Consider the following 26,100-nt stretch of genomic DNA (forward strand, 5'->3'; position numbering starts at 1 on the left):
TCCCGCTATCTCAAATTTAATTTCTTAACGGGTTGCATCACTAAATACTTTAATCCCAAAAGCAATATTAAACAACATTTTTGATGTTTGTATGTTTTTATCTACGCCGTGTAGTTTTGATGATTAAATTTTACCAATCTATCCCTTATAAATATCAATTTACCCCGTTTCTTAATTCATAATATTTTCTATATTGCGGCTAACCAAATATAAACTGTCAAACTGACAAGTCCACTTCCGGGCGGGCCATACACAGTTGTTTTAAAGCCTTTTTATGCATGATAAGCATATTTTTTAAAGGTTTTAATGAGGTTAATGATAGTTTTTGCTGCGATTGATGATATTTAATGCCTTTTAGGTAATAGCTGTTTTGGCTATGTAGTCATCTGTTTCAGTAATTGGTAATGTACGCAAGAATTGTATTTAGTCTATATATTAAATGCATTAAATAATTACAATAAATATCTAACCGAAAACTAAAAATCTATGAAAAAAAGTCTATGGAGAGCTTTTACCAAAAGCAGCATCTTTCTGATGTTCGGTGGTTGTCTCATTTTCCCCCCTTTATCAAGCACATCCGCTGCAACATTATCAATCAAAAAAGAACCAAATTATTATAAGGTTCCGTTTGAGGATATTATTGTGAAGGGGCAGGTTACTGATGGTAAGGGGCCAATTCCGGGAGTAAGTGTTAAATTGAAAGGTGGAACGGCCACTACGGTAACAGATGGTGCCGGTAAATTTAGCATCAAAGTGCCTGAAGATGCAACCCTGGTTTTTACATACGTTGGTTATATAGACCAGGAGGTTCAGGTAAAAAACCAAACCAATATTAACATTCGCTTAGTAGAAAACAATCAAAACCTGTCGGAAGTAGTTGTAGTGGGTTATGGCACTCAAAAGAAAGCCGTTGTATCTGGAGCAGTAGCGGCAGTTAAGGGAACAGAGTTGGCCAAATCCTCATCAGTAAATTTAACCAACTCGCTGGCCGGGCGTTTACCAGGTGTTACTGCTTTACAAGGCAGTGGTGAACCGGGTTATGATGGTTCTACCATCCGGATTCGCGGTATTAACTCGCTTGGAAATAATAACGCATTAATTGTGATTGATGGTATTCCTAACCGGGCAGGGGGCATTGAAAGGCTTAATCCCAACGATATAGAAAGTGTATCGGTTTTAAAGGATGCATCAGCAGCTATATATGGTTCGCAGGCGGCAAACGGGGTAATCCTCATCACTACAAAACTGGGTAAATCGGGTAAACCCCAGTTTTCGTACGATTTTAGCTATGGCTTACAACAACCAACGCGAATACCAAAAATGGCTAACTCGACCCAGTATGCAGAGATATTAAACGAACTGAATATTTTTGGTTCGGATCTTAATCCAGGTGAATGGGGTGCAGCATGGAACAGCTTTAAAACCAATGGCACTTATTTATCTACAGGCGGAAAAACAATTAATGCAGCTTATACTCCAGGTCAGATTCAGAAATTAAGTGATGGTTCTGATCCATTGCGCTACCCAAATACAGATTGGTTTAAAACTGTATTTCAAACCTGGTCGCCCCAACAAAGGCACAATGTTCAAATTAACGGAGGAAGTGAAAATGTGAAGTATCTGGTTTCTCTGGGTTATCTGGATCAAGATGGATATTATAAAAATTCTGCTACTGGTTATCAGCAGTACGATATGCGTTTTAACCTCGAAGCCAAATTAAGCAAATACATTACTACAACTTTGGGCGTAACCGCGCGCGAGGAAAACCGTAACTTTCCTACCGTTGGGGCCGGTGATATTTTCAGGTTTCTGATGCGGGGAAGACCTACGGAAATAGCCATATGGCCTAATGGAAAGCCAGGTAGAGATATCGAATACGGCTATAATCCGGTGGTTTCTACCACAGATTTAACAGGCTACAATAAAGACATCAGGGATTATTTTCAAACAACAGGTAAAGTTGAAATTAAAATTCCGGGTGTTGAAGGCTTAAAAGTTACTGGAACTGCAGCTATTGATAAGTATTCAGGCAGACAAAAAAACTGGCAATTGCCCTGGACACTTTACGATTGGGATAAGAAAACCTTCGAAGCTGATGGTGTAACACCTGTGCTTGCGGGGACCGTACGTTCTCAATATACCGACCCCAGACTTAGGGAAACGGCAGGAGGGCAATTGGCCATTAACTTAACCGGAATGATCAATTATGATAAGAAATTCGGTGATCATAACATTGGATTAATGGCTGGGGTTACGCGGGAAAAAGTGGCAAACGATGGCTTTACCGCATTTAGAAGGTACTTTATTTCAACCTCTGTTCAGGAATTACTAGCAGGTGATGAAAGAGAACAATCGTTAGGTAATAATTCGGGCGACCCTAACAACCTTTTTAACAGAGCACGTTTAAGCTATTTCGGAAGAGCTGGTTATAACTATAAAGAAAAATACCTGGCTGAATTTCTTTGGCGCGTCGATGGGTCTTATATTTTTCCAACCAACAGGCGTTTTGGTTTCTTTCCAGGTGTTTCAGTGGGCTGGCGCTTATCAGAAGAAGACTTCTTTAAAAACAATGTTAGCTTTATAAACAATTTAAAAGTCAGAGCTTCATACGGTCAGATGGGTGCTGAAGCTTATTTTGGCGATGCCCTGCAGGAATACCAATACCTTAGTTTAATGAATTTTGGGACCTATATTTTCAATGATTTGGTTACCAAGACATTGTCTGAGGGTAAGGTGCCTAATTTCGATTTTGGATGGGAAGTGGCCAATAATACCAACATTGGTTTAGACGCGTCGTTTCTAAATAATAAATTGTCATTTGAGTTCGATTACTTCTATAATAAACGTACAAATATTCTCATTAGCAGAGGTAGTTCGGTTCCGGAAAGCTCTGGTATAACCGATCGTTTGCCGCCTGTTAACTTAGGAAAGGTAAATAACAAAGGTTTTGAATTTAAGTTAAGCTACAATGATAAGGTTGGCGATTTAAATTTTGGCGTGAGTGTAAATGGAGGGTATGCTAAAAACAAAATCGTATTCTGGGATGAAACCCCCGGTGCTCCTGAATGGCAGCGTTCAACGGGTAGGGTTACCAACTCATGGCTAGTGTACGATTATGATGGCGTTTTTAAGGATCAGGCAGAAATTAGTGCCAATAAATTAAATTATAGTGCCTTAACCAATAACCTGCGTCCTGGCGACATGAAGTTCAAGGATATTAATGGTGATGGTAAAATCAATGCAGATGATAAGATCCGTTTGGATAAAAATGGCACCCCAACATTTACGGGCGGTGTAAACTTTAACCTTCAATATAAAGGATTCGATTTATCAGTGCTAATTCAAGGAGCTACAGGCGGGATGCAGATTGTTGGTTTAACCGAGTCGGGCGATATTGGTAACTTCTTAGAATGGTCGTATCTGAACCGCTGGAGTATTGATAATCCAAGTTCGGTAAATCCGCGTCTATCAAACAGGGGGCTACCTATTATACCGATAGCAACAATGCATTAAACAATACCTATTGGTTGCGAAGTAATAATTACATCAGGCTTAAAAATGTTGAACTGGGCTATACATTACCTACTGGTTGGGTAGAAAAAATCGGCTTAAACAGTGTTAGGGTTTATGCAAATGGACTTAACCTATTTACACTCGATAAGATTAAAGTCTGGGATCCTGAATCAACTAATTCAAGCGGACAGTATTATCCTCAGGCAAGGGTAATTAATATGGGAATTAAAGCCGCTTTTTAATAATGTATAGCTGTTTATCAATTACAAAGAAGAGATGAAAAATATAAAAGTAAAAATTCAAAATAGAAACTTGTATCTACTGGTTTTAGTCAGCCTTTTTGCGTTTGCATGTAAAAAAGATTTTTTGAACGTAGATTCACCTAGCCAGGTACCAGCCGAATCGGTATGGAAAGATCCCGCAACTGCACAGGCGTTTGTTAACGATATTTATAATGGTTTGGGAAACGGCGGTTTTTCTGAGCAGATGCTGGCATCTGTTTCGGATGAAGCCATGTTTACACACCCTACCAGGGGAATAGATTTGGTGAATAACGCTACAATCAACCCTTCAACCCTAGGTTGGGTAGATGATACCTGGGCTTATAAGCAAATGTATAACCGTATCAGGGCTTGTAATATCACAATCGAAAAGATAACAGGAGGTGATAATTCGCTTACAAGTCAATCTTTAAAAGACCAGTTACTAGGCGAAGCCTATTTTTTAAGGGCTTATTTTTATCAGCAGCTCTTGCGATATTACGGTGCGGTACCATTAATCACAAAAACTTATGTGCTCGACGATAATTACAATGTAAAGCGTAATACTTACGAAGAGTGCGTAAACTTTATTATTAAAGATTGCGAGGAAGCCAATAGGTTATTAACGGGTAAAACACTGGATAAGGGACGTACCAGTGCACTTGCTGCTTTGGCCCTTAAATCGAGGGTGTTGATTTATGCCGCAAGTGACTTGCACGACCGGGCTAAACTTACCGCGAAAATTACCGGAATACCAGCCCAGAAATTAGATTTTCTTTCTTATGCCTCAGGTAATCAAACAGATCGTTATAAACTGGCTCAAACAGCTGCAAAAGCAGTTTTAGATGCTAATAAAGGCTATAAGTTTACGCTTTTAGCTCGCGAATCATTTGCAGATGGACAAGCGAACTTTAAAAGTATTGCCATGGGAGGGGGAAGTAAAGCACAGGGTATTGATGCTGCTGCAGCTTCCGAATTGATTTTTGCCCGTTATTTTATTACCCAGAGCAACAACAGGCATGCACAGCAAAACGGGCCAAATGGTTACCACAATTGGGCGGGTAATACGCCAATAGGTTTGTTGGTAGATGATTATGAAATGAATGACGGGAGCAAGTTTAGCTGGGCTAACGCTACGCAGAAAGCTAACCCATATCAAAACAGAGATCCACGTTTTTATGCTACTATTTTGTATGATGGTGCAGGATGGAAGCCTCGTGATAAAGCATCAGGAAATGTTGATCCAGCCAGTCAGATCCAGACGGGCATATATGATTTGTTGAGTAACGGAAGTGTAACGGACTTTAAAGGACTAGATACGAGAGGAAGCTCTATCGAAAACTGGAACGGCAGCTGGACAGGTTATTACTACCATAAATTTATCGATCCGGATCCAACTATTGTTGATGCCTCTGCACCTCAAACTATTCCATGGCCATTTTTTAGATACACCGAAGCAGCATTTAATTATATTGAAGCCAGCATTGAGTTGGGTGAATTAACAAATGCCACAAACTGGTTAAATAAAATCCGCTTTAGAGCAGGGATGCCAGCTGTTACGGCTACTGATCAGGCTGGTTTGAGAGAAGTATACCGCCATGAACGCCGTATTGAGATGGCTTATGAGGAACAACGTTACCACGATACCCGCAGGTGGTTAATTGCAGGCGAAACACTAGGTAGAAAAGTTACTTACATTAAAGTTACCGGTAAATTTAAGCCAGGCAAAACCATGTCGGCCCCTTACCATTATGATAATACTGTTTACGATTATACCTATAGCCCGGTAGAAGAGAATGCACAGGAAAACAGAAGCTGGGACAATAAACTTTATTTCAGACCATTTAGCCGGGACGAAATAAACAAGAATAATCTGCTGGAGCAAAACCCAGGTTATTAAGTTCTTTTAGTAAAAGAAGCCCGATGAGTATCATACTCATCGGGTTTTATTGTTTATGCCATTATAATTTCATAAATAAAAAAGAGGTTCCATAAAATTTAAAGCAGGTGGCAGATTTAAATTTTCATCGCGTAGTTTTGCAGATAAACTTTTTTCTGTGGCAGATTCAGACCCCAATTCGGTTATTGTAAAACCAGATGCTTACGCAGCACTTCGTTATAGAGAGTTCCGCTCTTACCTGGGCATGCGTTTTTTCTTTACTTTTGCCTATCAAATGCAGGCTGTAGTTCTTGGAATCTATATTTATCACATTACCAAAGATCCATTGGCTTTGGGTTTTGTAGGTTTGTGTGAAGCCATTCCAGCAATTGGAATAGCGCTTTATGGAGGTTATGTAGCTGATAAAAGCGAAAAAAGAGGACTGCTGCTCAAGATATTTGGTGGGGTATTTCTTTGTACGTTAATTATGCTGTTGGTAACACTTCCTCAGTTTAAGTTGCAACAATTCGATATCATTTTTACCTTATTTAATTTGAAGGTAAACCTTATTGCCTTAATTATGTATGTGCTTGTATTCGGGATGGGAATATCCCGTGGTTTTTTCGGCCCTGCTACATTTTCTTTGATGGCTCAGATCTTACCAAAAGAGTTATATCCAAATGCAAGTACATGGAGCAGTTCGAGTTGGCAGATGGCTTCTATTTTAGGGCCAGCTTTAGGGGAATGATTTACGGTTTTTTTGGTATCACGGTTACTTATCTTGTGATTATTTCATTCGTGTTTACTGCCTTGATTTGCATCTTCTTTTTAAAAGTGCATCCTCCCCAATTTGTGCCGAAAGAAAATATTAAGGAAAGCTTACTGAAAGGGATAAATTTTGTGTTTAAAACCAAAATGATGGTTTGGGCCATGAGTCTGGATCTCTTTTCTGTGTTTTTTGGTGGCGCTGTTGCCATATTACCTGTATTTGCCAACGATATTTTAAAGGTTGGACCTGAAGGTTTAGGCTTTATGCGCGCAGCAGTTTCAGCAGGTTCGGTATTTACCATGCTTGCAATGACCCGTTTTTCACCCATGAATAAGCCGTGGCGAAATTTGTTAATCGCTGTAACAGGTTTCGGAATCAGCATTATTTGCTGGAGTTTATCTAAAAACTTCTACCTTACCTTGTTCTTTTTATTCTTAGAAGGCTCATTTGATAGTGTAAGTGTAATCATCAGATCAACCATTATGCAATTGCTAACACCTGATGAAATGCGTGGTCGCGTATCGGCTGTAAATAGCATGTTTATTGGATCGTCAAATGAAATTGGCGCATTTGAATCAGGGCTAACAGCGAAATTAATGAGAACAATCCCTTCCGTGGTTTTTGGCGGAAGTATGACTTTGGCTATTGCTGGTATTACCTGGTTAAAAACAAAATCGTTAACGAAGTTAAGTTTGCAGGATATTAACGAACAGACTACAAAAGTTGTTTAATGACATGTAAAATGGTTCGTGTGGACACGAACCATGGCAGTAGAGGATTAATTTACTGCATAAAAATCAAAATGATTAACAAAGACGTTTTCGTAAATAACTCCTAAAAGTTACCGTCATTTCGAACGAAGTTGAGAAATCTACCTCGAGATAGATCTCTCCACTCCATTATGTTCCGGTCGAGATGACGGCGATGAAAAGGACAGCATGATGTAAATCCACGTTTATCTGTGGCAAAAAATAAATCAAATCGATAAAAAACAAAAGGTCCGTGGAAATACGGACCTTTTCAATGTGTTATCAAAAATTACACTTTTTCAAAACTTCTTATTCTTGCCCCACATGAGGTAAATAAGCGAGCCCAAAAATGGAGCCAACAGGATAATGATAAACCACAACACCTTGACGCTAAAACCCATTGCACTGTTTCTGGATATATGATAAAGGGCTACCAATATTAATGCCAGCCATAAAATGGCCGGTAAAATTATAAATAAGGCCACCTGGTTACTACTGATTTCTGCTAATAACATTTTAAAACATTTATTACCTTAAGCTTCAACAACTCTTTCGCCAATTTGTTGGCGCCACATGGCCTGGTACAAGCCATTTTGTGCAATTAGTTCTTCGTGCCTGCCCTGCTCAATAATGTGGCCTTTTTCTAATACGTAAATCTGGTCGGCATGTTTAATGGTCGATAAACGGTGGGCAATTAAAATGGTAATGTGATCTGTTAAATCGGAAACTGAGCGGATAGTTTTGGTAATTTCTTCTTCGGTAATTGAATCCAAAGATGAAGTTGCTTCATCAAACACCAGAATATCAGGTTGACGCAACAGTGCCCGCGCAATGGATAAACGCTGTTTTTCTCCACCAGAAACCTTTACGCCACCTTCGCCAATTAACGAATCTAAACCTTTATCGGCACGTGCCAGTAATGTTTGACAAGCGGCCTGATTTAAAACTTTATAACATTCCTCATCAGTTGCCATAGGGTTTACAAATAACAGGTTTTCCCTTATTGTACCCGAGAACAGTTGTGTGTCCTGAGTTACAAAGCCGATTTTTTCGCGTAAGGCATCTAAATCAATTTTGTTGCTTGAAATGCCATTGTATAAAATTTCACCCTCTTTTGCCGGGTATAGCCCAACCAATAGTTTTACTAAAGTCGTTTTTCCGGAGCCCGACGGACCAACAAAAGCAATGGTTTGGCCGTTGTGGGTTTTGAAAGAAATGTTTTCTAAAGCATTTCTGTTTGCCGTTTGATGCTTAAAACCAACCGCATTAAAAGTTAAATCTTTAATTTTTTGAATCGAAGTTGGGTTTTCGGGTTTCTTATCAATAGGTGTACTTAAAATCTTTTTAAAATTACCCAGCGAAACTTCAGCTTCTCTCCAGGCTAAAATTACATTGCCCAATTCCTGTAGCGGCCCGAAAAGAAAGAACGAATAAAATAAAAACGTTAAATATTGTCCGGCAGAAATGGTGTTGTCGAAAATAAGTAACAACAGCACCAGCACCATGGTACTACGTACCAGGTTTACCGTAGTGCCCTGAACAAAGCTCATACTGCGTACGTACTTTACTTTTTTGAGTTCTAGCCCAAGTATTTTGTAAGTGGTTTTGTTAAGTCTTTCGATTTCCTGGTCGGCCAGGCCTAAACTTTTAACCAGTTCAATGTTTCTTAACGATTCGGTAGTAGAGCCAGCTAAAGCAGTGGTTTCGCCCACAATGGCACGCTGAATGGTTTTGATTTTACGGCTTAAGAACCAGCTTACGAAACTGATAATCGGGATAGCCGAAAAATAAACCAGGGTAACTTTGTAGCTTACCGTAAATGAGTACACAATTACGAACACCATTCCGATTAAGCTTACAAAAAGGATACTGATAAATGCGGTGATAAACTTCTCAGAATCTAAACGTACTTTTTGTAAAATACCTAAAGTTTCGCCACTGCGCTGATCTTCGAAAACCTGGTAAGGTAGTTTTAGCGAGTGTTGCAAACCATCGGCATACATTTTTGCACCAACCTTTTGTACAATAACGCTGGTAAAGTAATCCTGAAAGTTCTTGGCAATGCGCGATACCATTGCTGCTCCGATAGCGAGGCCGATTAACCCTACTGAACCCCAAAGGTATTCGGCATAAGTTAAGGTGTTTTTTTTGTTGATGAAGCGATCTAGAATTTTTCCGGTAATAAGCGGATCCATTAAAGAAAAGCCAATATTTAAACCTGCAAGCAATAACGCTAAGGCCACAATCCATTTGTGGCTTTTCAGGTAGTTGAGTAATAATCCCATTAAGTTTTGTTGTTTTATATACAAACATAAAAAAAGGGAACGGATAAAAATCCATTCCCCTTTTTTATGACTTTAAGCTAAGAAACTTAGCTAAATGTAGTTTAGAAACCGTAGCGTAAACCGATTTGGGCCTGCCAAGGATTACCTGTTGGTATAACGATACCGGTATTGTTTACGCGGTAGTTGTAATTAGAAGTAGCCGCATCAAAACCTGTAACCGCATATAATGCCTGCGTACCTAAAGTTTCTGAAGTACCCCAGGTTTTCTTAAACAAATTGGCTACGTTAAACAAATCGCCAGAAATTTCAATGCTTTGTTTTTGACCACGTCCGAATTTAATCTGATAAGCTAATCTTAAATCAATTGTACCATAGAAACCATTTATACCACCATTACGCTCAGCAAAGGTACCTTCATACTTAGTGATATAATCTTTCAAACTCTGGCTTGCAGCGCCATTATCCAATAAGGTTTGTAAACCAGTTCTAAGTGCAGCTGGTACATTGGTATTTGATCTGTCGAAGATATAGGCTAAATCGTTTGTTGCCACGAAATCACCATTGGTATTTCCACCCGATAGTAAACTATATCTGGTGCCGCCAATACCCGAATAACGAATTCCGGCTTTAATACCATAGAATGATGGTAATGTGCCGTATACTACTACCTTGTTTCTAAATTGACCATTCGAATAACTCATTTTACTTAAGTTTCTTGGGTCATCAATCACAGGCAATGATAAGGTAGCTGAGTTGGCCACATTACCGTTATAAGATGTGTTGTCTTTAGTATCATTCCAGGTAAAGCTTGCCGTAATTTCTCCATCTTTAAAGTATTTCCAGGTACCATCTATAACAACAGCAAATTGATTTACTTTACCTTTGCTATTCAATTCCAGTACACGGCCAAATTGATTGGTTAAACGGCCCAATTTCCAATCTGTATTGCCATTACCTGTATTAATTGAGCTTGATGGTACAAATACTCCCCTGTTTCCTTCATTTGATAAGGTGAAGAAAGGATTGGCAACCATATTCCGATCCACATACATATAGTTGTTACGTGCTAAAGTTGCATAACCCGTAATACCTATTCGTATTTTATCATTTATCAATTTGTTGTATGATAGGTTGGCTTTATAAACCACTGGTACTTTCGCATCATCAGCATAGGTGTTTATGGTAGGGATTTGTAATGCAGGTAGGGTTGGTGCTGTAGCGGTTCCGTTTCTATAGCCGATAAAGTTTGGAGTTGGTACGCCCGTGCCAGTAACATCAACTGTAGCTAAATGTTTACCATCAAATGTTAAGTTGTTAATGGTTACATAGTTGTTAACATCCGATCCGAAAATACCTGCCCCTAAGCGAAGGTAGTCGGTATGGTTTTCATTAACATCCCAGTTAAACTGGATACGGGGCTGAATTAAAAATTGTTTTAACTCATGATCTGTTCTTACACCGATAGCATCAAATAATTGTTGATTTAATGGTGATGTTGGGTACTTGCTATAATCTAAACGTAAACCACCTGTAAAGTCTAAGCCTTTACCTAGTTTGGTTTGCATCTGGCCGTAAATTGCAGTATTCCATAACTTGCCTACAACAGTTGGATCAGCAACTAACGGAACTTCTCTGTAATAACTGATTGGTAATAAATTATCGAAGTTTTGTAGCGCGGTTGGATCGGTTGCTCCAGTGCCTGATCTGTTAAACGTAAAACGACCATTTACTTCACTGCCATACAATGATTTTGCATGGGTGTACATGATATCTACACCAAAAGTGTATTTAATTTTATCTGTGTTATAATATAAGTTATCTACCAATTGGAAAACGTTATTGGTAAAGCCTTCTTGTCCGAAGCGGTGACCACCAATTTGAACAGCTGTTAATAAATTGCCAGCTGGGGTAGTAGATTGTAAGTTAGAAACTACCGCTCTTGGTATAGCAAAACCTAATTCATCATTTTGCGTACTGGCCTGGTAGGTGTACAAATGCTGCAATTTTAATTCATTGGTAACTTTGCTACTAATGGTTGAACGTAAGGTAGCCAATAAACTATTATCAACGTTTTTATCATTACCGTAACTTTCATAAAAGTTGATAGCCGTATTATCCGCCAATCCCAGCGGATTTCTATCGTTGGTATAGTTATCCCTAACCGTTAATAAATTCTTTTCATCAATTTGCCAATCCAAACGTAAGAAACCGGCATCAGTTCCCCGCTTTTTATCGAAAGAACCAAATTGTGGCGTGTTGGCTACACCATATTTTGATCTTGCAACAGCTAAGAAATTATTTAATGTGGCATTTGTAATGTTGAAACGGGCAACATCCGCATCCGAGTTAATATCAGCAATAATTAATGGACGCGAATCTCTTTGGTGATCCCAAGCTGCAAAATAATGTAATTTATCTTTAATGATCGGGCCGCCTAAGCTAAAACCATACTGATAAGTTGAAAAATCATTAGTTCTTCTGTTGCCTCTGATGTCATACTTACTCGCAAGGAAATCGGCCCGGTTATAAGCAAAAGCACTACCTGTAATTTGATTTGTACCAGATTTAGTTACAGCACTGATTGTACCGCCACCAGAACGGCCTAAACTTACGTCGTACTGATTGGTTACTACTTTAAATTCCCTAACACTTTCAATAGAAATGGAGTATGGCGCACCACTACGACTGGTTGTACTACCTGCCGAAGTTGGGTTTTTGGCGGTCATACCATCAATGGTGAAGTTGGTAGAAGAACCTAACTGACCAGAAATACCACCCGGACCAGCCAAAGGAGATAAATCTGTTAAGCTTGAAAAGTTACGGCCGTTTACCGGCAATAAATTCATGGTTTTCGACGAAATCTCTGTAGAGGCACCAAATTGCTGAACCTTATTTTTTAATGAAGATCCATTAACTTCTACTCCATCAAGCATCTGGGCGCTTTCTTGCATGTTAATGGCAACACGTACGGCATCACCTTGATTTAACATGTAGCCTGTTCTGTTTTGCTCAGCATAGCCGATATAAATGGCCTTTACAGTATAAGGACCACCTAAAGGAAGTTCTTTAAAAGTGTACTCGCCCTGTGCATTGGTTGAGGTTCTGGTGGTAAAACCAGTAGAGTTGTTTCTGATCTGTACCGAAACTCCAGGAATAGGTTTCTTTTGCTGATCGGTAATGATACCTGAAATAGATGCCTGTGTGGTTTGCGCCAGCACTGCATTATGGGTACAACACAGCAGCAGCAACACTGCAATAAGTAAATTTTTCATCATCGTTTTTTTAAGAATTGGATGTCTGCCAGGCGTTATTTATCTGCCACGCAGGTCATCATGATTAGTTTCTGATTTTTTATGATGACAAAGATGTTAATGTAGTATTAAGCAGAATTGGATTCTATATTATGAAATGGTTTAGGAATAGTTAGGTTTTAAGGCAATTGTTAAAATAAATACATCAGGCCAATTAAGTAAGGGGGGCTGGTGTTAAACTAATGTTAGCTGAGTTTCTTTTTGCAGTGTATTGGACGCTGAAAATTTTTAATTGCTTTTATTTTTTATTAATAATTATTAATTTAGTTATCTGCTGATAAGCCATATAAATTTGTTAATGGCACAAGGCAATGTTTCCTTCCCAGGCCCTTTATGGCCTAAAACCCACCCTAAAAAGGGCTCTCAAAGCCCAACATCCCACAATGATAATGCAGAGGTATAAAAGCTTCAGCATGGTATTTTATATTTTTTAATGCTTGCTGCTGACCAATCCTCAGTGGCAGCGAAATTTAACAATGTGTGTGATGACCAATTGACTACTGCAACGAAACAATTAATACAGGAAGCCCAGCATAGCATGGTGGAAGCAAAACAATTGGTGCTGGTAGGTTAGCAAAGCAGGCTGCAGTACAAACAATCGACTATGACAATGAAACATATAACTCTTGCATAAAAACATTGGTGTGTGGCTTTTGAACAACACATTGATCAATAAAAAAACATTAATAAGATTTATCTACAAACAAAACATGACACAAAAAGAAGAGAATTACCTAACAATGGCTAATGTAACATTTTAGGTATTGCATGCAAACAAATCAATCTGGTCTGAGCAGGCCGTATTCAGTAAAATTGTTGACGAAATTGAGGAGGATGTGAAAAGCATTAATGCAGCCATCAATAGCGCCGGCGTAAAAAGCACCGGAGCTACGGCAACAAAATATCAGGCAGCAAGCTCAGCTATTGGCCGTGCGGTTAAATACTCTGCCCTGGCCCAAATCCATGCTTTGGAAATTGGGGATACTATACTGTTTGATGCGCTTAGAACATCGGCCACTAAATTAGAAAGGCTGCCCGATCAACAATTAATCCCTGCATTGGAGCATATTTCACTCATCCTCGTTACAAACGAGGACCAAACACTGCTCAAACAAAAAACGGCCGATAAATGAATATCGGCCGTTGTATTTTTGGGTACTAACAGTTACAGTTAACTGTATGCACAGTTTTCAGTTAGCAATTGGCAGTTAATAATAGGCAGTTTGCTATGCAGCAATCCAACAATTAACCGATTTAAACAATTAACCAGTTAACCCAACAATTGCTATTTCTTATCCGCTGTATATTTATCGCTAAATTTCTTGTCCAGCTGTTTGTGTAGGTTATCGAGGTTAATATCCCTGCCCTGAATAAAAGCCTGCTCAACTTTGTTGGTACGCATATCCAATGCATCGCCGGCAGAAATAAAGAAAGTGGCATCTTTGCCGGTTTCGATACTGCCAGTGGTTTTATCAACCCCCATAGCTTTAGCAGCATTTAAAGTAATGGTAGATAAGGCTTTTTCCTTATCCAATCCCCAGGCAGTAACAGTACCGGCCATAAAAGGCAGGTTGCGTTGTTGCCAGTAACCATCTATACTTAATACCACATTTAAACCTGCATTGGCCAGTACGGCTGCGTTTTTATAAGGCATGTTAACATCGTCATCATTATTGTTGGGCAAGGCATGAGGCTGCTTAACTATTAAGGTGATGTTGTTGTCTTTTAAGAAATCGATTACCAGATAAGCTTCATCAGCACCGGTAATAACCGGGGTAATGCCGAATTTTTTGGCAAAATTTACTGCAGCAACAATATCTTTCTGACTATCGGCTGCAATAAATAATTTTTCATCGCCTTTAAAAACCTTTTTCATGGCTTCGAAACGGGTGTTGATTACTTCGGGCTTGCTGATTTCAGCATAGGCTTTAGCTTCGGCAAAGAAAGAGGTTAACTGTGCAATGGCTGCCTGAGTTCTTTCTGCTAAAGCTTCGGGCGATTGCTGGGGACGGCCGAAACCACCAAAGCCACCTCTAAAACGTGGGGTAACCGGCCAGGTCATGTGCATGGCATCGTCAGTTTTTAATGCGGCATCTTCCCAGTTCCATGCATCGAGCTGTACTACTGATGAACTTCCTGAAACGGTACCGCCTTGCGGGGTTGGCTGTGCCATTAAAATACCATTACTACGTAAAGTTGCGGGAACCTTTGAATCAGTATTGTAGGCCACAATAGAACGGATGTGCGAATTGTAATCGCCAATCTCTTCAAAATCCAAGGTAGCCTTTACTGCTTCAATTTCTGTTAAACCAAGGTTGGTGGTTGCGGCAATAAAACCGGGATAAATGTGTTTATCCGTAGCTACAATGCGCATTACATCATCCTGCGGTACCTGCCCATTGGCTGTAACCGAAATAATTTTTCCATTGCCAAAAAGAATGGTGCCATTTTCGATTATGGTTCCATTGCCAACGTGCACCGTAGCACCTGTAATGGCAATGGTTTTGCTTTGTTTTTTTGCAGGCGAAATGTTGGCCTGGGCAAAGCACATCAGACTTGTTGCCGATAAAGCCAGACTGAATAAATATTGTTTAGTGTGCATGTTCTTTCTCGGTTAATTCTGCTGAATAGTTTTCTAAGGTTTCGCAATTGTAAAGGCGTGGTGCATCACCCATTGGGCGTTGTGTGCGGCCACCTTTGCTTTTGCTTTCCAACATTTTTTGGATCAAACGGGCTTTTTCTACCTGTTGGGCTTTAATCACCTGTGCATCTTTATCAAGATCCCAATAAGCAACGCCATCAACAAAGGTTTTTTCTGCTTTGGCATAAATAGAAAGTGGATTGGCCGTCCAAATCACCACATCGGCATCTTTACCAGCTTTTAAACTGCCCACTTTATCATCAATGTGAAGCATTCTGGCTGGATTTAAGGTTACGAATTTTAAAGCATCCTCTTCAGGCACATTACCGTATAATACCGATTTTCCAGCCTCCTGGTTTAAGTGACGGGCCATCTCGGCATCATCAGAGTTAAAGGCAGTGGTAACACCTACATTGTGCATAATTTTTCCATTGTATGGGATTGCCTCAGCAACCTCGTTTTTATAAGCCCACCAATCAGAGAAAGTAGAACCTGCTATACCATGTGCCTTCATTTTATCGGCCACTTTATAGCCCTCTAAAATGTGCGTAAAAGTGTTGATTTTAAAACCTAAGCTATCGGCTACGTGAATAAGCATGTTGATTTCGCTCTGCACATAAGAGTGACAGGTAATAAAACGCTTGTTGTTTAAAATTTCTACAATAGCATCTAATTCTAAATCGCGGCGTACGCTGTTACCTTTTACCGAAAGGGCTTTGGCATATTCTTTTGCGCGGGTAAATTCATCAACAAAAGTTTGCTCAACACCCATGCGGGTAACCGGGAAACGTGCACCTGTACCAAAGTTACTTTGTTTCACGTTTTCGCCGAGTGCGAATTTGATGAAACCATCAGCACCTACAAATTTCAATTCCTCAGGCGATTTACCCCAGCGCAGTTTAATCAATTGCGACTGGCCACCAACCGGGTTTGCCGAGCCGTGCAGAATGTGCGAAGTAGTTACTCCACCGGCTAACTGGCGATAAATATTTACATCTTCTGAGTTAATGATATCGGCAATGCGTACTTCGGCTGAAACCGATTGTGCCCCTTCGTTGATACCTCCCGCACCTGCAATGTGCGAATGCTCATCAATAATACCAGCAGTAATGTGTTTGCCAGTAGCATCAATTACTTTAGCTCCGTTTGCCGATAGGTTTTTACCTACGGCCTTAATTTTTCCGTTTTCTAAAAGTACATCAGCATTTTGCAGAATGCCATCTTTCTCATTCGTCCAAACGGTGCCATTTTTAATCAATACTGTTTCTTGTTTAGGCAGCTCTGTTGCGCCAAATGCAGTAAAAGGATAAATTATCGGGCCAATGGCTAATGTTGATTTAGGCTCGTCCTTTTTAGGCGTTTCTTTTGCCGCTTCTTTATAGGTTGCGGTAAACTTGCCTGTAGTACCATCGGCCAGTGCCGATTCGCCTTTTATGGTAATGGGATTGGCCGAAGTAATGTAACCACTTAAGCGAATATCGCCTTTAGGGTTTTTCTTTAAATTGAAGTTAATGCTTACCCAGTCGCCATTTCTGGTAAAGGTTGCAGTGGTTTTTACGCTATCAGCACCAGTTCTTTCAATGGCTGCGGCCGAACCACCGCCTGTACCTGTAATTTTAAGGGTTAATGCACCAACACCATCAACATTGAGGTTGTAAGTGCCACGCACATCGCTCACATCCATTTTGTTTACAATGAAACGTTTGCCCTGCACCCAGTTTTCGAAGATAATATTGGTGTTTTTAAACAGGTTATCGGATGAGATTAAAAAGTTGGCCACTTTTCCTTTTTCGAGTGAGCCTACTTTGTCGCTAATACCCAGTAGGGAAGCTGGTACTTCTGTTACCGATTGTAAGGCCTGCTTTTCGGTTAAACCGTTTTCGATGGCGGTGCGGATGTTCGCCCAAAAGTCGCGGCTGTTTTCTAATCCAAAAGTGGTTAAAGCAAATTTAATCCCTGCTTTTTCTAATGCTGCCGGATTGGTAGGTGCCAGCTCCCAGCCTTTCATTTGCGATAAACTCACATTTCTGGCCTCGGCAGGATCTTCCACATCGTAAGCTTTGGGGAAAGTTAAAGGGATAATTAAACTTGCCCCTGTAGCCTTAACTTCGTTAATGCGCTGATATTCATCGCCCGTAGATTTGATGATATAACTCTTGCCAAATTCCTTGCCTATTTTATTGGCGCGGAGAATATTTTGCCAGCCATCTACCTCAAAAATTTGTGGGATAGCTTGTTGTTTGCCGAATTCATCTAAGGAGATATTGTACTCATCTTTTTGTTTGCCATACCATTGGGCATCGTAATAAGTTTGGCGCAATAAAGCAATCGAACCCATTAACGAAGTTGGGTAATCGTTTGATGATGTACCCTTGTTGAATGAATAATTGGCTGCGGTTTGATCTTTCAGGATTACATTGTTATCGGCACCTTCGTTTAAGGTTACTGCTGCCGAAACACCACGGGCAATACCATCACGGTTAATTACATTTACACTTCCAAAACCTACTTTACGCAACTCGTCGGCTTTTTTGCTATCGGTTGAGAAAATATTTTTGACGTAAGTTTCGGGTCTGATGGCTTCGTTCCAACCGTACGCCCCTTTTTTAGTCGAAACAAAAATAGATTGGCGCTGACCGCCAAAACCACGTTGCGCGGCTGGCGTTTCACTAATGCCGTAGCTGGTAAAGGCATCTACCAGCGATGGATAAATAAATTTTCCTTTCAAATCGACCACCACATAACCTTTAGGCACAGCTAAGCCGGCTCCAACAGCCTGAATAGTTTGTCCTTTAATTAAAAGGGTAGCATTTGTTAAGGTTTGATTGGCATTTACTACTATAGTTGCGTTGGTAAAGGCAAACATTCCAGGTCTGGTATCAAAAGAGCCGTTAACAGGGAAGGTTGTTTGCTGTGCAAACAGAAATGTAGCAGAAAATACCAACCCAAGGGCGAGTAAAATTTTCTTCATAATAAGTTTAGATTTTAATTTGTTTAAAACTAATATAAATAAGCGTTCATTTTGCAGAATAACCTATTTTTTACAATTAATGCCTACTTTTGATTAAACATATTTTAGAAAAATGTACAATATCTTAAAATCTGCGCACTCCGGATGGCGCTACATCGTATTAATTTTATTGGTTATCGCGGTAATAAATGCATTATCGGGCTGGTTTGGGAATAAAACATACACAGAAGGTAACCGCAAACTAAATGTATTTACTTTGATTAGTGCACATATCCAATTGTTGATTGGCTTGGTGTTGTACTTTTTAAGCCCTTTAACAAAATTGCCAATGAGCGAGGCTGTTGGAAGGTATTTTAAAGCAGAGCATACTGCTATGATGATTATTGCAATCATTTTGATTACGGTAGGTAATGCCAGATCGAAAAAAGTAGCAGACTCTGTTGCCAAACACCGCACCATTGCTGTGTTTTTCAGTTTGGCCCTGATTCTGATTATTGTGGCTATTTTATTGATGGTTAAAGCAGTTCCCGGAAGATCGTTTTTTGGAGTTTCTTAATAAGATATTTTTTGCGAATTAATATAGAATCCTGCTTTATAAGAGCGGGATTTTTTGTTTTAAAAGCACCGTCATTTCGAGCGAAGTGCAACGTAGCCAAGAAATCTTTAAAGTAAATCACTCCGTTTTTGTTAAGCTGTCATACTCGATGCAATGAAGCATCTGAAAGAGAAGAGCTCCATATGTGAACAATAATCTTTGCTATGTTAGAGATCCTTCGCTGCGCTCAGGATGACAACTTGAAGTAGGTTCCCGCAGATTTCGCTGATTTGCTCGCAGATAGCTTACCACTTATATTCCCTTACATTTCTTAAATGTTGAATGATTAACCTTTGCCTACTTTGCGCCTCCCTTAGCGACCTTTGCGGTTAAAATGATTAGGCTTATAAAGTATCATTCTCTCAAAATAATTAACCGTTTGCTCAATTATTTTTATAAATATTTCGCTTTTTCAAAATTCTTTATATTTTTGTGGCTCATGATCAACAATATACACACATGGCTTTGGCAAAGTAATTCGAAAACGGATTGCGCTGGCTGCGTATGAAAAAAATATAGTTTATCAACCTAAACCTTATTAAAGAACCATTAAAGCCCGGCGTAGAACCACACGCCGGGCTTTTTATTGTTAAAAAAAATAATTTAACCGTTGTTGCAATGCACGAAGCAATAACCACACTGTAAAATCATGTATAAAATAAATACAACTTACAAAAAACTACTTGCCGATACCACCACACCAGTAAGCATTTATTTGCGCCTGCGCGATGTATATCCAAACAGCATTTTACTGGAGAGTTCGGATTATCACAGTCGCGAAAACTCGATGAGTTTTGTATGCGCGGATCCTGTTGCTGGTATCATTTTAAAAGGTTCACGACTGGAAACCTATTTTCCTGATGGAGTTGTTGAAATTACCGAAAGCAAGAACCTGATTGATGAAATTGCCGATTTTAAGGATAAGTTTAAAGAAACAGAACTGCCTGAAATCAAATTCATTTCGAGCGGCCTGTTTGGTTATTTTACCTGGAATGCCGTGCAGCATTTTGAAGATATCAAATTTGTTTCTGAAACGCCGGAAGGAGAGGAAATCCCCGAAATGCAATATCACCTTTACCGGTATATTATTGCTATCGACCATTTTAAAAATGAAATTACCCTTTTCAAAAATACTTTCGAAGGTGAAGAAGAAGGTGGCCTGGAGAAAATGGAATACCTAATCCAGAACAAAAACTATCCCGAATATAAATTTCAGACCAGAGGTGAAGAATCTTCAAACCTGACCGATCAGGGTTTTATGGATCTGGTAGAAAAACTGCAAAAACATATTTACCGTGGTGATGTTTTTCAAATTGTGCCATCACGCGCTTTTAAACAAGCTTTTTCGGGAGATGAATTTAACGTTTACCGTTGCCTGCGTTCTATAAACCCATCGCCTTATTTGTTTTATTTCGATTACGGTAATTTCAAGCTTTTTGGCTCGTCGCCAGAAGCACAGATTACCATTAAAAACAATTCTGCTAATATTTTTCCCATTGCCGGTACCTTTAAACGAAGTGGTAATGACGTTGAAGATGCTGAACAAGCCAGAAAGTTAGAACAAGATCCGAAAGAAAGTGCTGAGCATGTGATGCTGGTTGATTTGGCCCGGAATGATTTGAGCAGGCATTGTAACCGGGTAGAGGTAAAATCGTTTAAAGAAGTACAATACTATTCGCACCTGATCCATTTGGTAAGCAAGGTTAGCGGTCATTTGCAGGAAAACGTAAGTGCCTTTAAGGTGGTGGCCGATACTTACCCTGCGGGTACGCTAAGTGGAGCGCCGAAATATAAAGCCATGCAGTTGATCGATGAAAATGAAAAGCTTGGCCGTAATTTCTACGCCGGCGCAATTGGCTTTATGGGCTTTAACGAAGATTTTAACCATGCGATCATGATCAGGACTTTCATGAGTAAGAATAACGAACTGCATTACCGGGCAGGAGCAGGTATTGTGGCCGATTCGGTACCTGAAACCGAAATGCAGGAAGTAAACAATAAAATTGCCGCATTGCGTAAAGCAATAGAGATGGCAGTGAGTATTTAGCCAGGGCAAAAATGATAGATTCGCCAGAAAGCTGTAAAGATATAAATGAAATCCGGTCTGCTATTGATGCTATCGACCAGCAGGTTATTCAATTGATCGGGGAAAGATTTAAATATGTAAAAGCAGCTTCAAAATTTAAAGTAAACGAAGAGGCTGTTAAAGCTCCCGAAAGATTTAAAAATATGCTTTTACAAAGACGGGATTGGGCGGATGCAGCTGGTTTGAACCCCGATATTATTGAAAAAGTATACAGAGATCTGGTAAACTATTTTATCAGTGAGGAAATAAAAAATTGGAATATTGAAAATGGAAACAAATAATAAAGTTCTGGTAATCGATAATTACGACAGTTTTACCTATAATTTGGTTCACTTAATTAACGAAGTTGGTTATGAGGCCGAAGTATGGAGAAATGATAAATTCGATTTAGCAGATGTAGATAAATACAATAAAATTTTACTTTCACCAGGACCGGGCATCCCTGAAGAGGCTGGTTTACTTTTAGATGTAATTAAAACTTATGCCTCAACCAAAAGTATTTTTGGTGTTTGTTTAGGACAGCAAGCCATTGCCGAAGTTTTTGGTGGTACCTTACTTAACCTGGGCAGGCCAATGCACGGAATTGCTACTCCGGTTACTGTAGTAGATGGCGATGAGCCATTGTTCTGGGAATGCCCGCAAACGATAAATGTTGGGCGTTACCACAGCTGGGTAGTAAGTAAAGAGAACTTTCCTACATGCTTAAAAATTACGGCCCGCGACCATAAGAATGAAATTATGGCCTTAAGGCACGAAACGCTTGATGTGCGTGGTGTGCAATTCCACCCCGAAAGCGTGCTTACAGAGTATGGCAAACAGATGATGGAAAATTGGTTAACAGCCCCGAACCCCTAGCGTCTATTCACCGGTCGTCATCCTGAACTTTCTTCAGGATATCAATTGACTGGAATTAATTAAATTTTAGGTGCTGAAACAAATCCGATAGCTATCGGATCAGCAATACGGATTAGAAAAAAATGAATATTTTAGATAAAATCGTACTTCGTAAAAGAGAAGAAATCGCAGCTGCTAAAGCACTAGTTTCGATGCAGGATTTAGAAAAATCGGTACATTTTAACCGAACCCCTTATATTTTTAAAGAGTTCTTGCTGGCCGAAGATCGTACTGGTATTATTGCCGAGTTTAAACGCAGTTCGCCCTCAAAAGGATTAATTAACGGAGTGGCTGATGTAGCTGAAGTTACGCAGGCTTACAACAATGCAGGTGCATCGGCTCTTTCAGTACTAACCGATGTTGATTTTTTCGGCGGTAAAACAGCAGATCTTGTTGCAGCACGGGCAGCAAACAATATCCCGATTCTGAGAAAAGATTTCATGATTGATGAATATCAGATCCTTGAAGCTAAAGCCTGGGGAGCAGATATTATTTTATTAATTGCCTCGATTTTAACGCCGCAACAGATTAATGATTTTGGCAAGTTTGCTCATGATTTGGGTTTAAATGTGCTTTTAGAAGTGCATAATCTCGAAGAGTTGGAAAGAAGTATTTCGCCTAATTTAGATGCAATTGGGGTAAACAACCGGAACCTGGCCGATTTTACAGTTGATATCCAAACCTCGTTCGATTTGGTGAATAAGATTCCGAATGAGTTTTTAAAAATCTCCGAAAGTGCCATCAGCAATACAGAAACCATTAAAGAATTGAAAACAGCTGGTTTTAATGGTTTCTTAATTGGCGAAAACTTTATGAAAACCGATAATCCAGGTCTTGCCATTCAGCAATTTGTAGCCGGATTATAAACCTCACAGATTTTTAAAACCCCTGAGGTTTGGAAGAGCTAAAGCAACTTTCAGTGGGTTACTTTTCCATTTCATTGCGTTAAAAACTTTTATTGCATCCACATGGTTTGTTAATGGATTTACACGTTTGCAAATTTTGTATCTTTGTATCAATTACATGGGAAAACAAAAATTTTATGATACTGCCGTTGTGCAGGAACGGGCAATTTTAGTGGGGGTGGTTACTCCCGGCGAAAAGGAAGCCCAAACCAAAGAATATTTAGATGAGCTGGCCTTTTTGGTAGATACAGCCGGTGGGAAGGTGGAGAAGGTTTTTACGCAAAAAATGCTTAAGCCAGAGCGTGCCACTTTTGTGGGCACCGGTAAGCTGGAAGAAATTAAAGCGTATGTAAAATCAGAAGAAATTGATACTGTAGTGTTCGATGATGAATTATCGCCATCGCAACTACGCAACATAGACCGCGAGTTAGGGGTTAAAGTATTAGATCGCAGCAATTTAATTCTCGATATTTTTGCCAACAGGGCTCAAACTGCTCAGGCCAAAACACAAGTAGAGCTGGCCCAGTTACAATACGTATTGCCACGCCTAACAGGTATGTGGACGCACTTGGAGCGCCAGAAAGGTGGTATCGGGATGCGTGGGCCGGGTGAAACCCAGATTGAAAGCGACAGAAGGATCATTTTAAATAAAATCTCTTTATTAAAAGAACGCCTTAGAAATATCGACAGGCAGAATGAAACGCAGCGCAAAAACCGTGGTCAGTTGATTAGGGTGGCTTTGGTAGGTTACACCAACGTAGGTAAGTCGACCATCATGAACATGCTCTCGAAATCGGAAGTATTTGCAGAGAATAAACTGTTTGCTACTTTAGATACGACTGTTCGTAAAGTTGTGATCGAGAACCTGCCTTTCCTGTTATCTGATACGGTTGGATTTATCCGCAAACTTCCTCACCATTTGGTAGAATGTTTCAAATCTACATTGGATGAAGTTAGGGAAGCCGATTTGTTGGTTCATGTGGTAGATGTTTCGCATCCAAATTTCGAAGATCAGATCAATACGGTTAACGAAACTTTAAAAGATATTGGCGCAATTGATAAAGACATGATCCTGGTTTTTAATAAAATTGATGCCTATGTTTCGCCAGAGGTAGAGGAGGGTGATGAAGATGGGAAACTGACGCTTGAAGATTTTAAAAACAGCTGGATGAGCCATGGCAAAGTGCCGGTGCTGTTTATTTCAGCCACACAAAAAGAGAATATAGAAGAATTTAAAACGTTATTGTATGATAAGGTTAAAGCTGCGCATGTGGCGAGATACCCTTACGATAGCAATTTACTTTATTAGATAAAACCCCGTCATTGCGGTGGACAAAATAAACCTTGCGGGTTTTAAAAACCTGTATGGTTTGGTTCGTAAAAGCGCAATAACGATAGACAAATACAATATGGAAAGTAAACGTCAGCAGAAATTTGCAGGAGTATTACAAGAGGAGTTAGCACAGGTTTTTCAGCGCGAAGGGGCTTCATTTTTGCCAAATACATTGGTTACCATTACCCGCGTAAGGGTTTCGCCCGATTTGGCAGTGGCAAAGGTTTACCTGAGCTTTTTTAATACCAATAATACCACGCTTTCTATCAATACCGTTAATGCACATGCGGGTGAGATCAGATATAAACTGGGTAGCAGAATCCGCCATCAGGTAAGGGTTGTACCCGAACTGACTTTCTTTGTAGATGATACCAACGAATACGTAGAGCGTATGGATCATCTTTTTGATAAGATTGCAAAAGAACCCAGACAAAAGGACGAAGACAGCGAATAATTTTCTGTGAGGAAGCTAAGGGAACCTGTTAATTTCTTCACACACTTTATACCGGCTTTGATTGCAATTCCGGCAGGGTACTTTTTGCTTCAGAAATGCAATACGCCAATTGAACATACTGCCGCCTGGATTTATAGTATCGGTACTTTTATTCTATTCGGGGTAAGTGCGATGTATCACGGTTACCCGACAACGGAATACGGTGTGCGGTTTTGGCAGAAATTCGACCATTGCTGTATTTACCTTATGATAGCTGGCTCTTACAGCCCAACAGCTTTACTGGTTTTTGATGACTGGTTAAGCTGGAGCCTTTTCGCTATTGTGTGGATTATTGCCATTGTAGGCTGTCTGCTAAAAATCTTTAACCGGTTAAAATCCACAGCCATGTCTTTATCAATCTATATTTTAATGGGTTGTTTAATTGTACCTTTACTTCAAAAAATGTTGGGTACACTGCCCATTGGTGCCGTAGGTTGGCTGCTTTTAGGCGGTATTTTTTACATTGGCGGCACTTACTATTATGCAAAAGACAAACAATTATCTAAGTGGATGCACAGTCATGAACTTTGGCATTTGTTTGTAATTGGCGGAGCGTTATCGCACTACATTTACAATTACGTTTATATTTTTAAGTAAACTTTCTGATGCATATGCTTGAACAGGTAATTGCAGCCAACCGTGACTTGATCCACAGGGTTGTGGATTTCGATCCGGCACTTGATCAACTTTTAGCCTTGGATTTTACCGCTGCCAATACCGAACTTAGTAACGATATTTTAGATAATATTGATCGGTTCACGGCTTGGATTGAAGAAAAACTTAAGCTAAATAACACGAGGTACGGCATTGGTGGTTATAACGAACACCGCACCATATATTCGCGCAGTGCACATTTTGATACCGGCGAAGAACCCCGGAGGCTGCATTTGGGAGTAGATGTTTGGGCTCCGGCCGCAACGCCGATATACAATTTCTACGATGCAACTGTTCAGAGCTTTGCCAATAACAATAACTTTGGAGATTACGGTGCAACCATTATTTTAGCTTATGATATTGCAGGGTATAAATTCAATGCACTTTATGGTCACCTGAGTCTCAATTCTTTAAATCACCTGGACGAGGGAATGTTTATTAAAGCCGGAACGAAATTCGCCGAGCTTGGCAATAAGGATGAAAACGGTTGCTGGCCACCACATCTTCATTTTCAACTGATAAAAGATATGCAAGGCTTAAAGGGCGATTACCCGGGGGTGTGTAAGTTTAGCGAAAGGGAAAAGTATCTGGCTAACTGCCCTGATCCGGAGCTTATTTTGAGATCTACTTTTTCTTAACGCAAAGATTTTTAACCACAGCGTACACAAAGAAAGGCACTGAGCACACAGAGCGGTTTTTAGGCAATCGTCATTTCGAGCCTAGCAGAGAAATCTATGTTTCTGGCCACGGATTCACGGAAGG

General features: G+C 39.8%; 18 protein-coding genes and 1 pseudogene. 14 read left to right on the plus strand and 5 right to left on the minus strand.

Annotation, left to right across the window (positions count from 1 at the left end):
* The first annotated feature begins 486 nt into the window (after positions 1-486).
* The 4 genes and pseudogenes from G7074_RS10935 to G7074_RS10945 all read left to right on the plus strand — a co-directional run bounded on the left by G7074_RS10935 (position 487) and on the right by G7074_RS10945 (position 7,152).
* A complete protein-coding gene (locus tag G7074_RS10935; protein ID WP_205944176.1) occupies positions 487-3,513 on the plus strand; it encodes a TonB-dependent receptor in 3,027 nt (1,008 codons plus the stop codon).
* Positions 3,514-3,527: 14 nt separating this feature from the next.
* Positions 3,528-3,755: a TonB-dependent receptor gene (locus G7074_RS26560; RefSeq protein ID WP_205944177.1), complete on the plus strand. Its 228-nt coding sequence runs from the start codon at positions 3,528-3,530 to the stop codon at positions 3,753-3,755.
* Between the two features lie 124 nt (positions 3,756-3,879).
* Complete coding sequence (locus G7074_RS10940) at positions 3,880-5,673, plus strand: RagB/SusD family nutrient uptake outer membrane protein (protein ID WP_233603764.1); 1,794 nt, start codon at positions 3,880-3,882, stop codon at positions 5,671-5,673.
* Between the two features lie 157 nt (positions 5,674-5,830).
* A pseudogene (locus G7074_RS10945) lies at positions 5,831-7,152 on the plus strand (MFS transporter).
* A gap of 317 nt (positions 7,153-7,469) precedes the next feature.
* On the opposite strand, the gene G7074_RS10950 reads toward G7074_RS10945, so the two are convergent.
* The 3 genes from G7074_RS10950 to G7074_RS10960 all read right to left on the minus strand — a co-directional run bounded on the left by G7074_RS10950 (position 7,470) and on the right by G7074_RS10960 (position 12,727).
* Complete coding sequence (locus G7074_RS10950) at positions 7,470-7,685, minus strand: PLDc N-terminal domain-containing protein (RefSeq protein ID WP_124558152.1); 216 nt, start codon at positions 7,683-7,685, stop codon at positions 7,470-7,472.
* An 18-nt stretch (positions 7,686-7,703) separates the two neighbouring features.
* Positions 7,704-9,455 carry an ABC transporter ATP-binding protein gene (locus G7074_RS10955; RefSeq protein ID WP_124558151.1) on the minus strand — a complete coding sequence of 584 codons (1,752 nt, stop codon included), beginning with the start codon at positions 9,453-9,455 and terminating at the stop codon, positions 7,704-7,706.
* Between the two features lie 101 nt (positions 9,456-9,556).
* Positions 9,557-12,727 carry a TonB-dependent receptor gene (locus G7074_RS10960; RefSeq protein WP_199748255.1) on the minus strand — a complete coding sequence of 1,057 codons (3,171 nt, stop codon included), beginning with the start codon at positions 12,725-12,727 and terminating at the stop codon, positions 9,557-9,559.
* Positions 12,728-13,530: 803 nt separating this feature from the next.
* On the opposite strand from G7074_RS10960, the gene G7074_RS10965 reads away from it, so the two are divergent.
* Positions 13,531-13,899 (plus strand): hypothetical protein, encoded by a 369-nt coding sequence (locus tag G7074_RS10965; RefSeq protein ID WP_166208393.1) that lies wholly within the window; start codon positions 13,531-13,533, stop codon positions 13,897-13,899.
* A 152-nt stretch (positions 13,900-14,051) separates the two neighbouring features.
* Here G7074_RS10965 and G7074_RS10970 read toward each other — a convergent pair whose 3' ends face one another.
* Both G7074_RS10970 and G7074_RS10975 read right to left on the minus strand, forming a co-directional pair.
* Entirely contained in the window at positions 14,052-15,368 is a 1,317-nt protein-coding gene (locus G7074_RS10970; protein ID WP_124558148.1) for an amidohydrolase family protein, read from the minus strand.
* Positions 15,358-18,378, minus strand: a complete 3,021-nt coding sequence (locus G7074_RS10975; RefSeq protein ID WP_124558147.1) for an amidohydrolase family protein — start codon at positions 18,376-18,378, stop codon at positions 15,358-15,360. The genes G7074_RS10970 and G7074_RS10975 overlap by 11 nt, the downstream gene beginning before the upstream one ends.
* Before the next feature lie 112 nt (positions 18,379-18,490).
* Here G7074_RS10975 and G7074_RS10980 point away from each other — a divergent pair, with 112 nt between their 5' ends.
* The 9 genes from G7074_RS10980 to G7074_RS11020 all read left to right on the plus strand — a co-directional run bounded on the left by G7074_RS10980 (position 18,491) and on the right by G7074_RS11020 (position 25,976).
* Positions 18,491-18,934 carry a cytochrome B gene (locus G7074_RS10980; RefSeq protein WP_124558146.1) on the plus strand — a complete coding sequence of 148 codons (444 nt, stop codon included), beginning with the start codon at positions 18,491-18,493 and terminating at the stop codon, positions 18,932-18,934.
* A gap of 688 nt (positions 18,935-19,622) precedes the next feature.
* On the plus strand, positions 19,623-21,020 hold the full coding sequence (locus G7074_RS10985; RefSeq protein ID WP_199748254.1) for an anthranilate synthase component I family protein: 1,398 nt from the start codon (positions 19,623-19,625) through the stop codon (positions 21,018-21,020).
* Between the two features lie 11 nt (positions 21,021-21,031).
* Positions 21,032-21,340: an isochorismate lyase gene (locus tag G7074_RS10990; RefSeq protein WP_124558144.1), complete on the plus strand. Its 309-nt coding sequence runs from the start codon at positions 21,032-21,034 to the stop codon at positions 21,338-21,340.
* On the plus strand, positions 21,327-21,914 hold the full coding sequence (locus G7074_RS10995; RefSeq protein ID WP_124558143.1) for an aminodeoxychorismate/anthranilate synthase component II: 588 nt from the start codon (positions 21,327-21,329) through the stop codon (positions 21,912-21,914). The genes G7074_RS10990 and G7074_RS10995 overlap by 14 nt, the downstream gene beginning before the upstream one ends.
* A 122-nt stretch (positions 21,915-22,036) precedes the next feature.
* Positions 22,037-22,819 carry an indole-3-glycerol phosphate synthase TrpC gene (trpC, locus tag G7074_RS11000; protein WP_166208395.1) on the plus strand — a complete coding sequence of 261 codons (783 nt, stop codon included), beginning with the start codon at positions 22,037-22,039 and terminating at the stop codon, positions 22,817-22,819.
* Positions 22,820-22,976: 157 nt separating this feature from the next.
* Entirely contained in the window at positions 22,977-24,167 is a 1,191-nt protein-coding gene (gene hflX / locus G7074_RS11005) for a GTPase HflX (protein ID WP_124558141.1), read from the plus strand.
* Between the two features lie 100 nt (positions 24,168-24,267).
* The gene (rbfA, locus tag G7074_RS11010; RefSeq protein ID WP_039472670.1) at positions 24,268-24,645 is read left to right on the plus strand and encodes a 30S ribosome-binding factor RbfA; all 378 of its coding nucleotides are present in this window, start codon (positions 24,268-24,270) and stop codon (positions 24,643-24,645) included.
* A 6-nt stretch (positions 24,646-24,651) separates the two neighbouring features.
* Entirely contained in the window at positions 24,652-25,281 is a 630-nt protein-coding gene (locus G7074_RS11015) for a hemolysin III family protein (RefSeq protein WP_124558140.1), read from the plus strand.
* A gap of 14 nt (positions 25,282-25,295) precedes the next feature.
* Positions 25,296-25,976, plus strand: a complete 681-nt coding sequence (locus G7074_RS11020; RefSeq protein ID WP_233603762.1) for a peptidoglycan DD-metalloendopeptidase family protein — start codon at positions 25,296-25,298, stop codon at positions 25,974-25,976.
* The last annotated feature ends 124 nt before the right edge of the window (positions 25,977-26,100 follow it).

Source organism: Pedobacter sp. HDW13 (assembly GCF_011303555.1).
Taxonomy (GTDB): Bacteria; Bacteroidota; Bacteroidia; order Sphingobacteriales; family Sphingobacteriaceae; genus Pedobacter.

Excerpts from the sequence above, each read along its gene's own strand:
- G7074_RS10995 (WP_124558143.1), top strand. The coding sequence starts at position 21,327 with ATGGAAACAAATAATAAAGTTCTGGTAATCGATAATTACGACAGTTTT.
- trpC (WP_166208395.1), top strand. The coding sequence starts at position 22,037 with ATGAATATTTTAGATAAAATCGTACTTCGTAAAAGAGAAGAAATCGCA.
- G7074_RS10970 (WP_124558148.1), bottom strand. The coding sequence starts at position 15,368 with ATGCACACTAAACAATATTTATTCAGTCTGGCTTTATCGGCAACAAGT.
- G7074_RS10960 (WP_199748255.1), bottom strand. The coding sequence starts at position 12,727 with ATGAAAAATTTACTTATTGCAGTGTTGCTGCTGCTGTGTTGTACCCAT.
- G7074_RS11020 (WP_233603762.1), top strand. The coding sequence starts at position 25,296 with ATGCTTGAACAGGTAATTGCAGCCAACCGTGACTTGATCCACAGGGTT.
- G7074_RS10955 (WP_124558151.1), bottom strand. The coding sequence starts at position 9,455 with ATGGGATTATTACTCAACTACCTGAAAAGCCACAAATGGATTGTGGCC.
- G7074_RS10975 (WP_124558147.1), bottom strand. The coding sequence starts at position 18,378 with ATGAAGAAAATTTTACTCGCCCTTGGGTTGGTATTTTCTGCTACATTT.
- G7074_RS10950 (WP_124558152.1), bottom strand. The coding sequence starts at position 7,685 with ATGTTATTAGCAGAAATCAGTAGTAACCAGGTGGCCTTATTTATAATT.
- G7074_RS10980 (WP_124558146.1), top strand. The coding sequence starts at position 18,491 with ATGTACAATATCTTAAAATCTGCGCACTCCGGATGGCGCTACATCGTA.
- G7074_RS10935 (WP_205944176.1), top strand. The coding sequence starts at position 487 with ATGAAAAAAAGTCTATGGAGAGCTTTTACCAAAAGCAGCATCTTTCTG.
- G7074_RS10985 (WP_199748254.1), top strand. The coding sequence starts at position 19,623 with ATGTATAAAATAAATACAACTTACAAAAAACTACTTGCCGATACCACC.
- rbfA (WP_039472670.1), top strand. The coding sequence starts at position 24,268 with ATGGAAAGTAAACGTCAGCAGAAATTTGCAGGAGTATTACAAGAGGAG.
- G7074_RS10990 (WP_124558144.1), top strand. The coding sequence starts at position 21,032 with ATGATAGATTCGCCAGAAAGCTGTAAAGATATAAATGAAATCCGGTCT.
- hflX (WP_124558141.1), top strand. The coding sequence starts at position 22,977 with ATGGGAAAACAAAAATTTTATGATACTGCCGTTGTGCAGGAACGGGCA.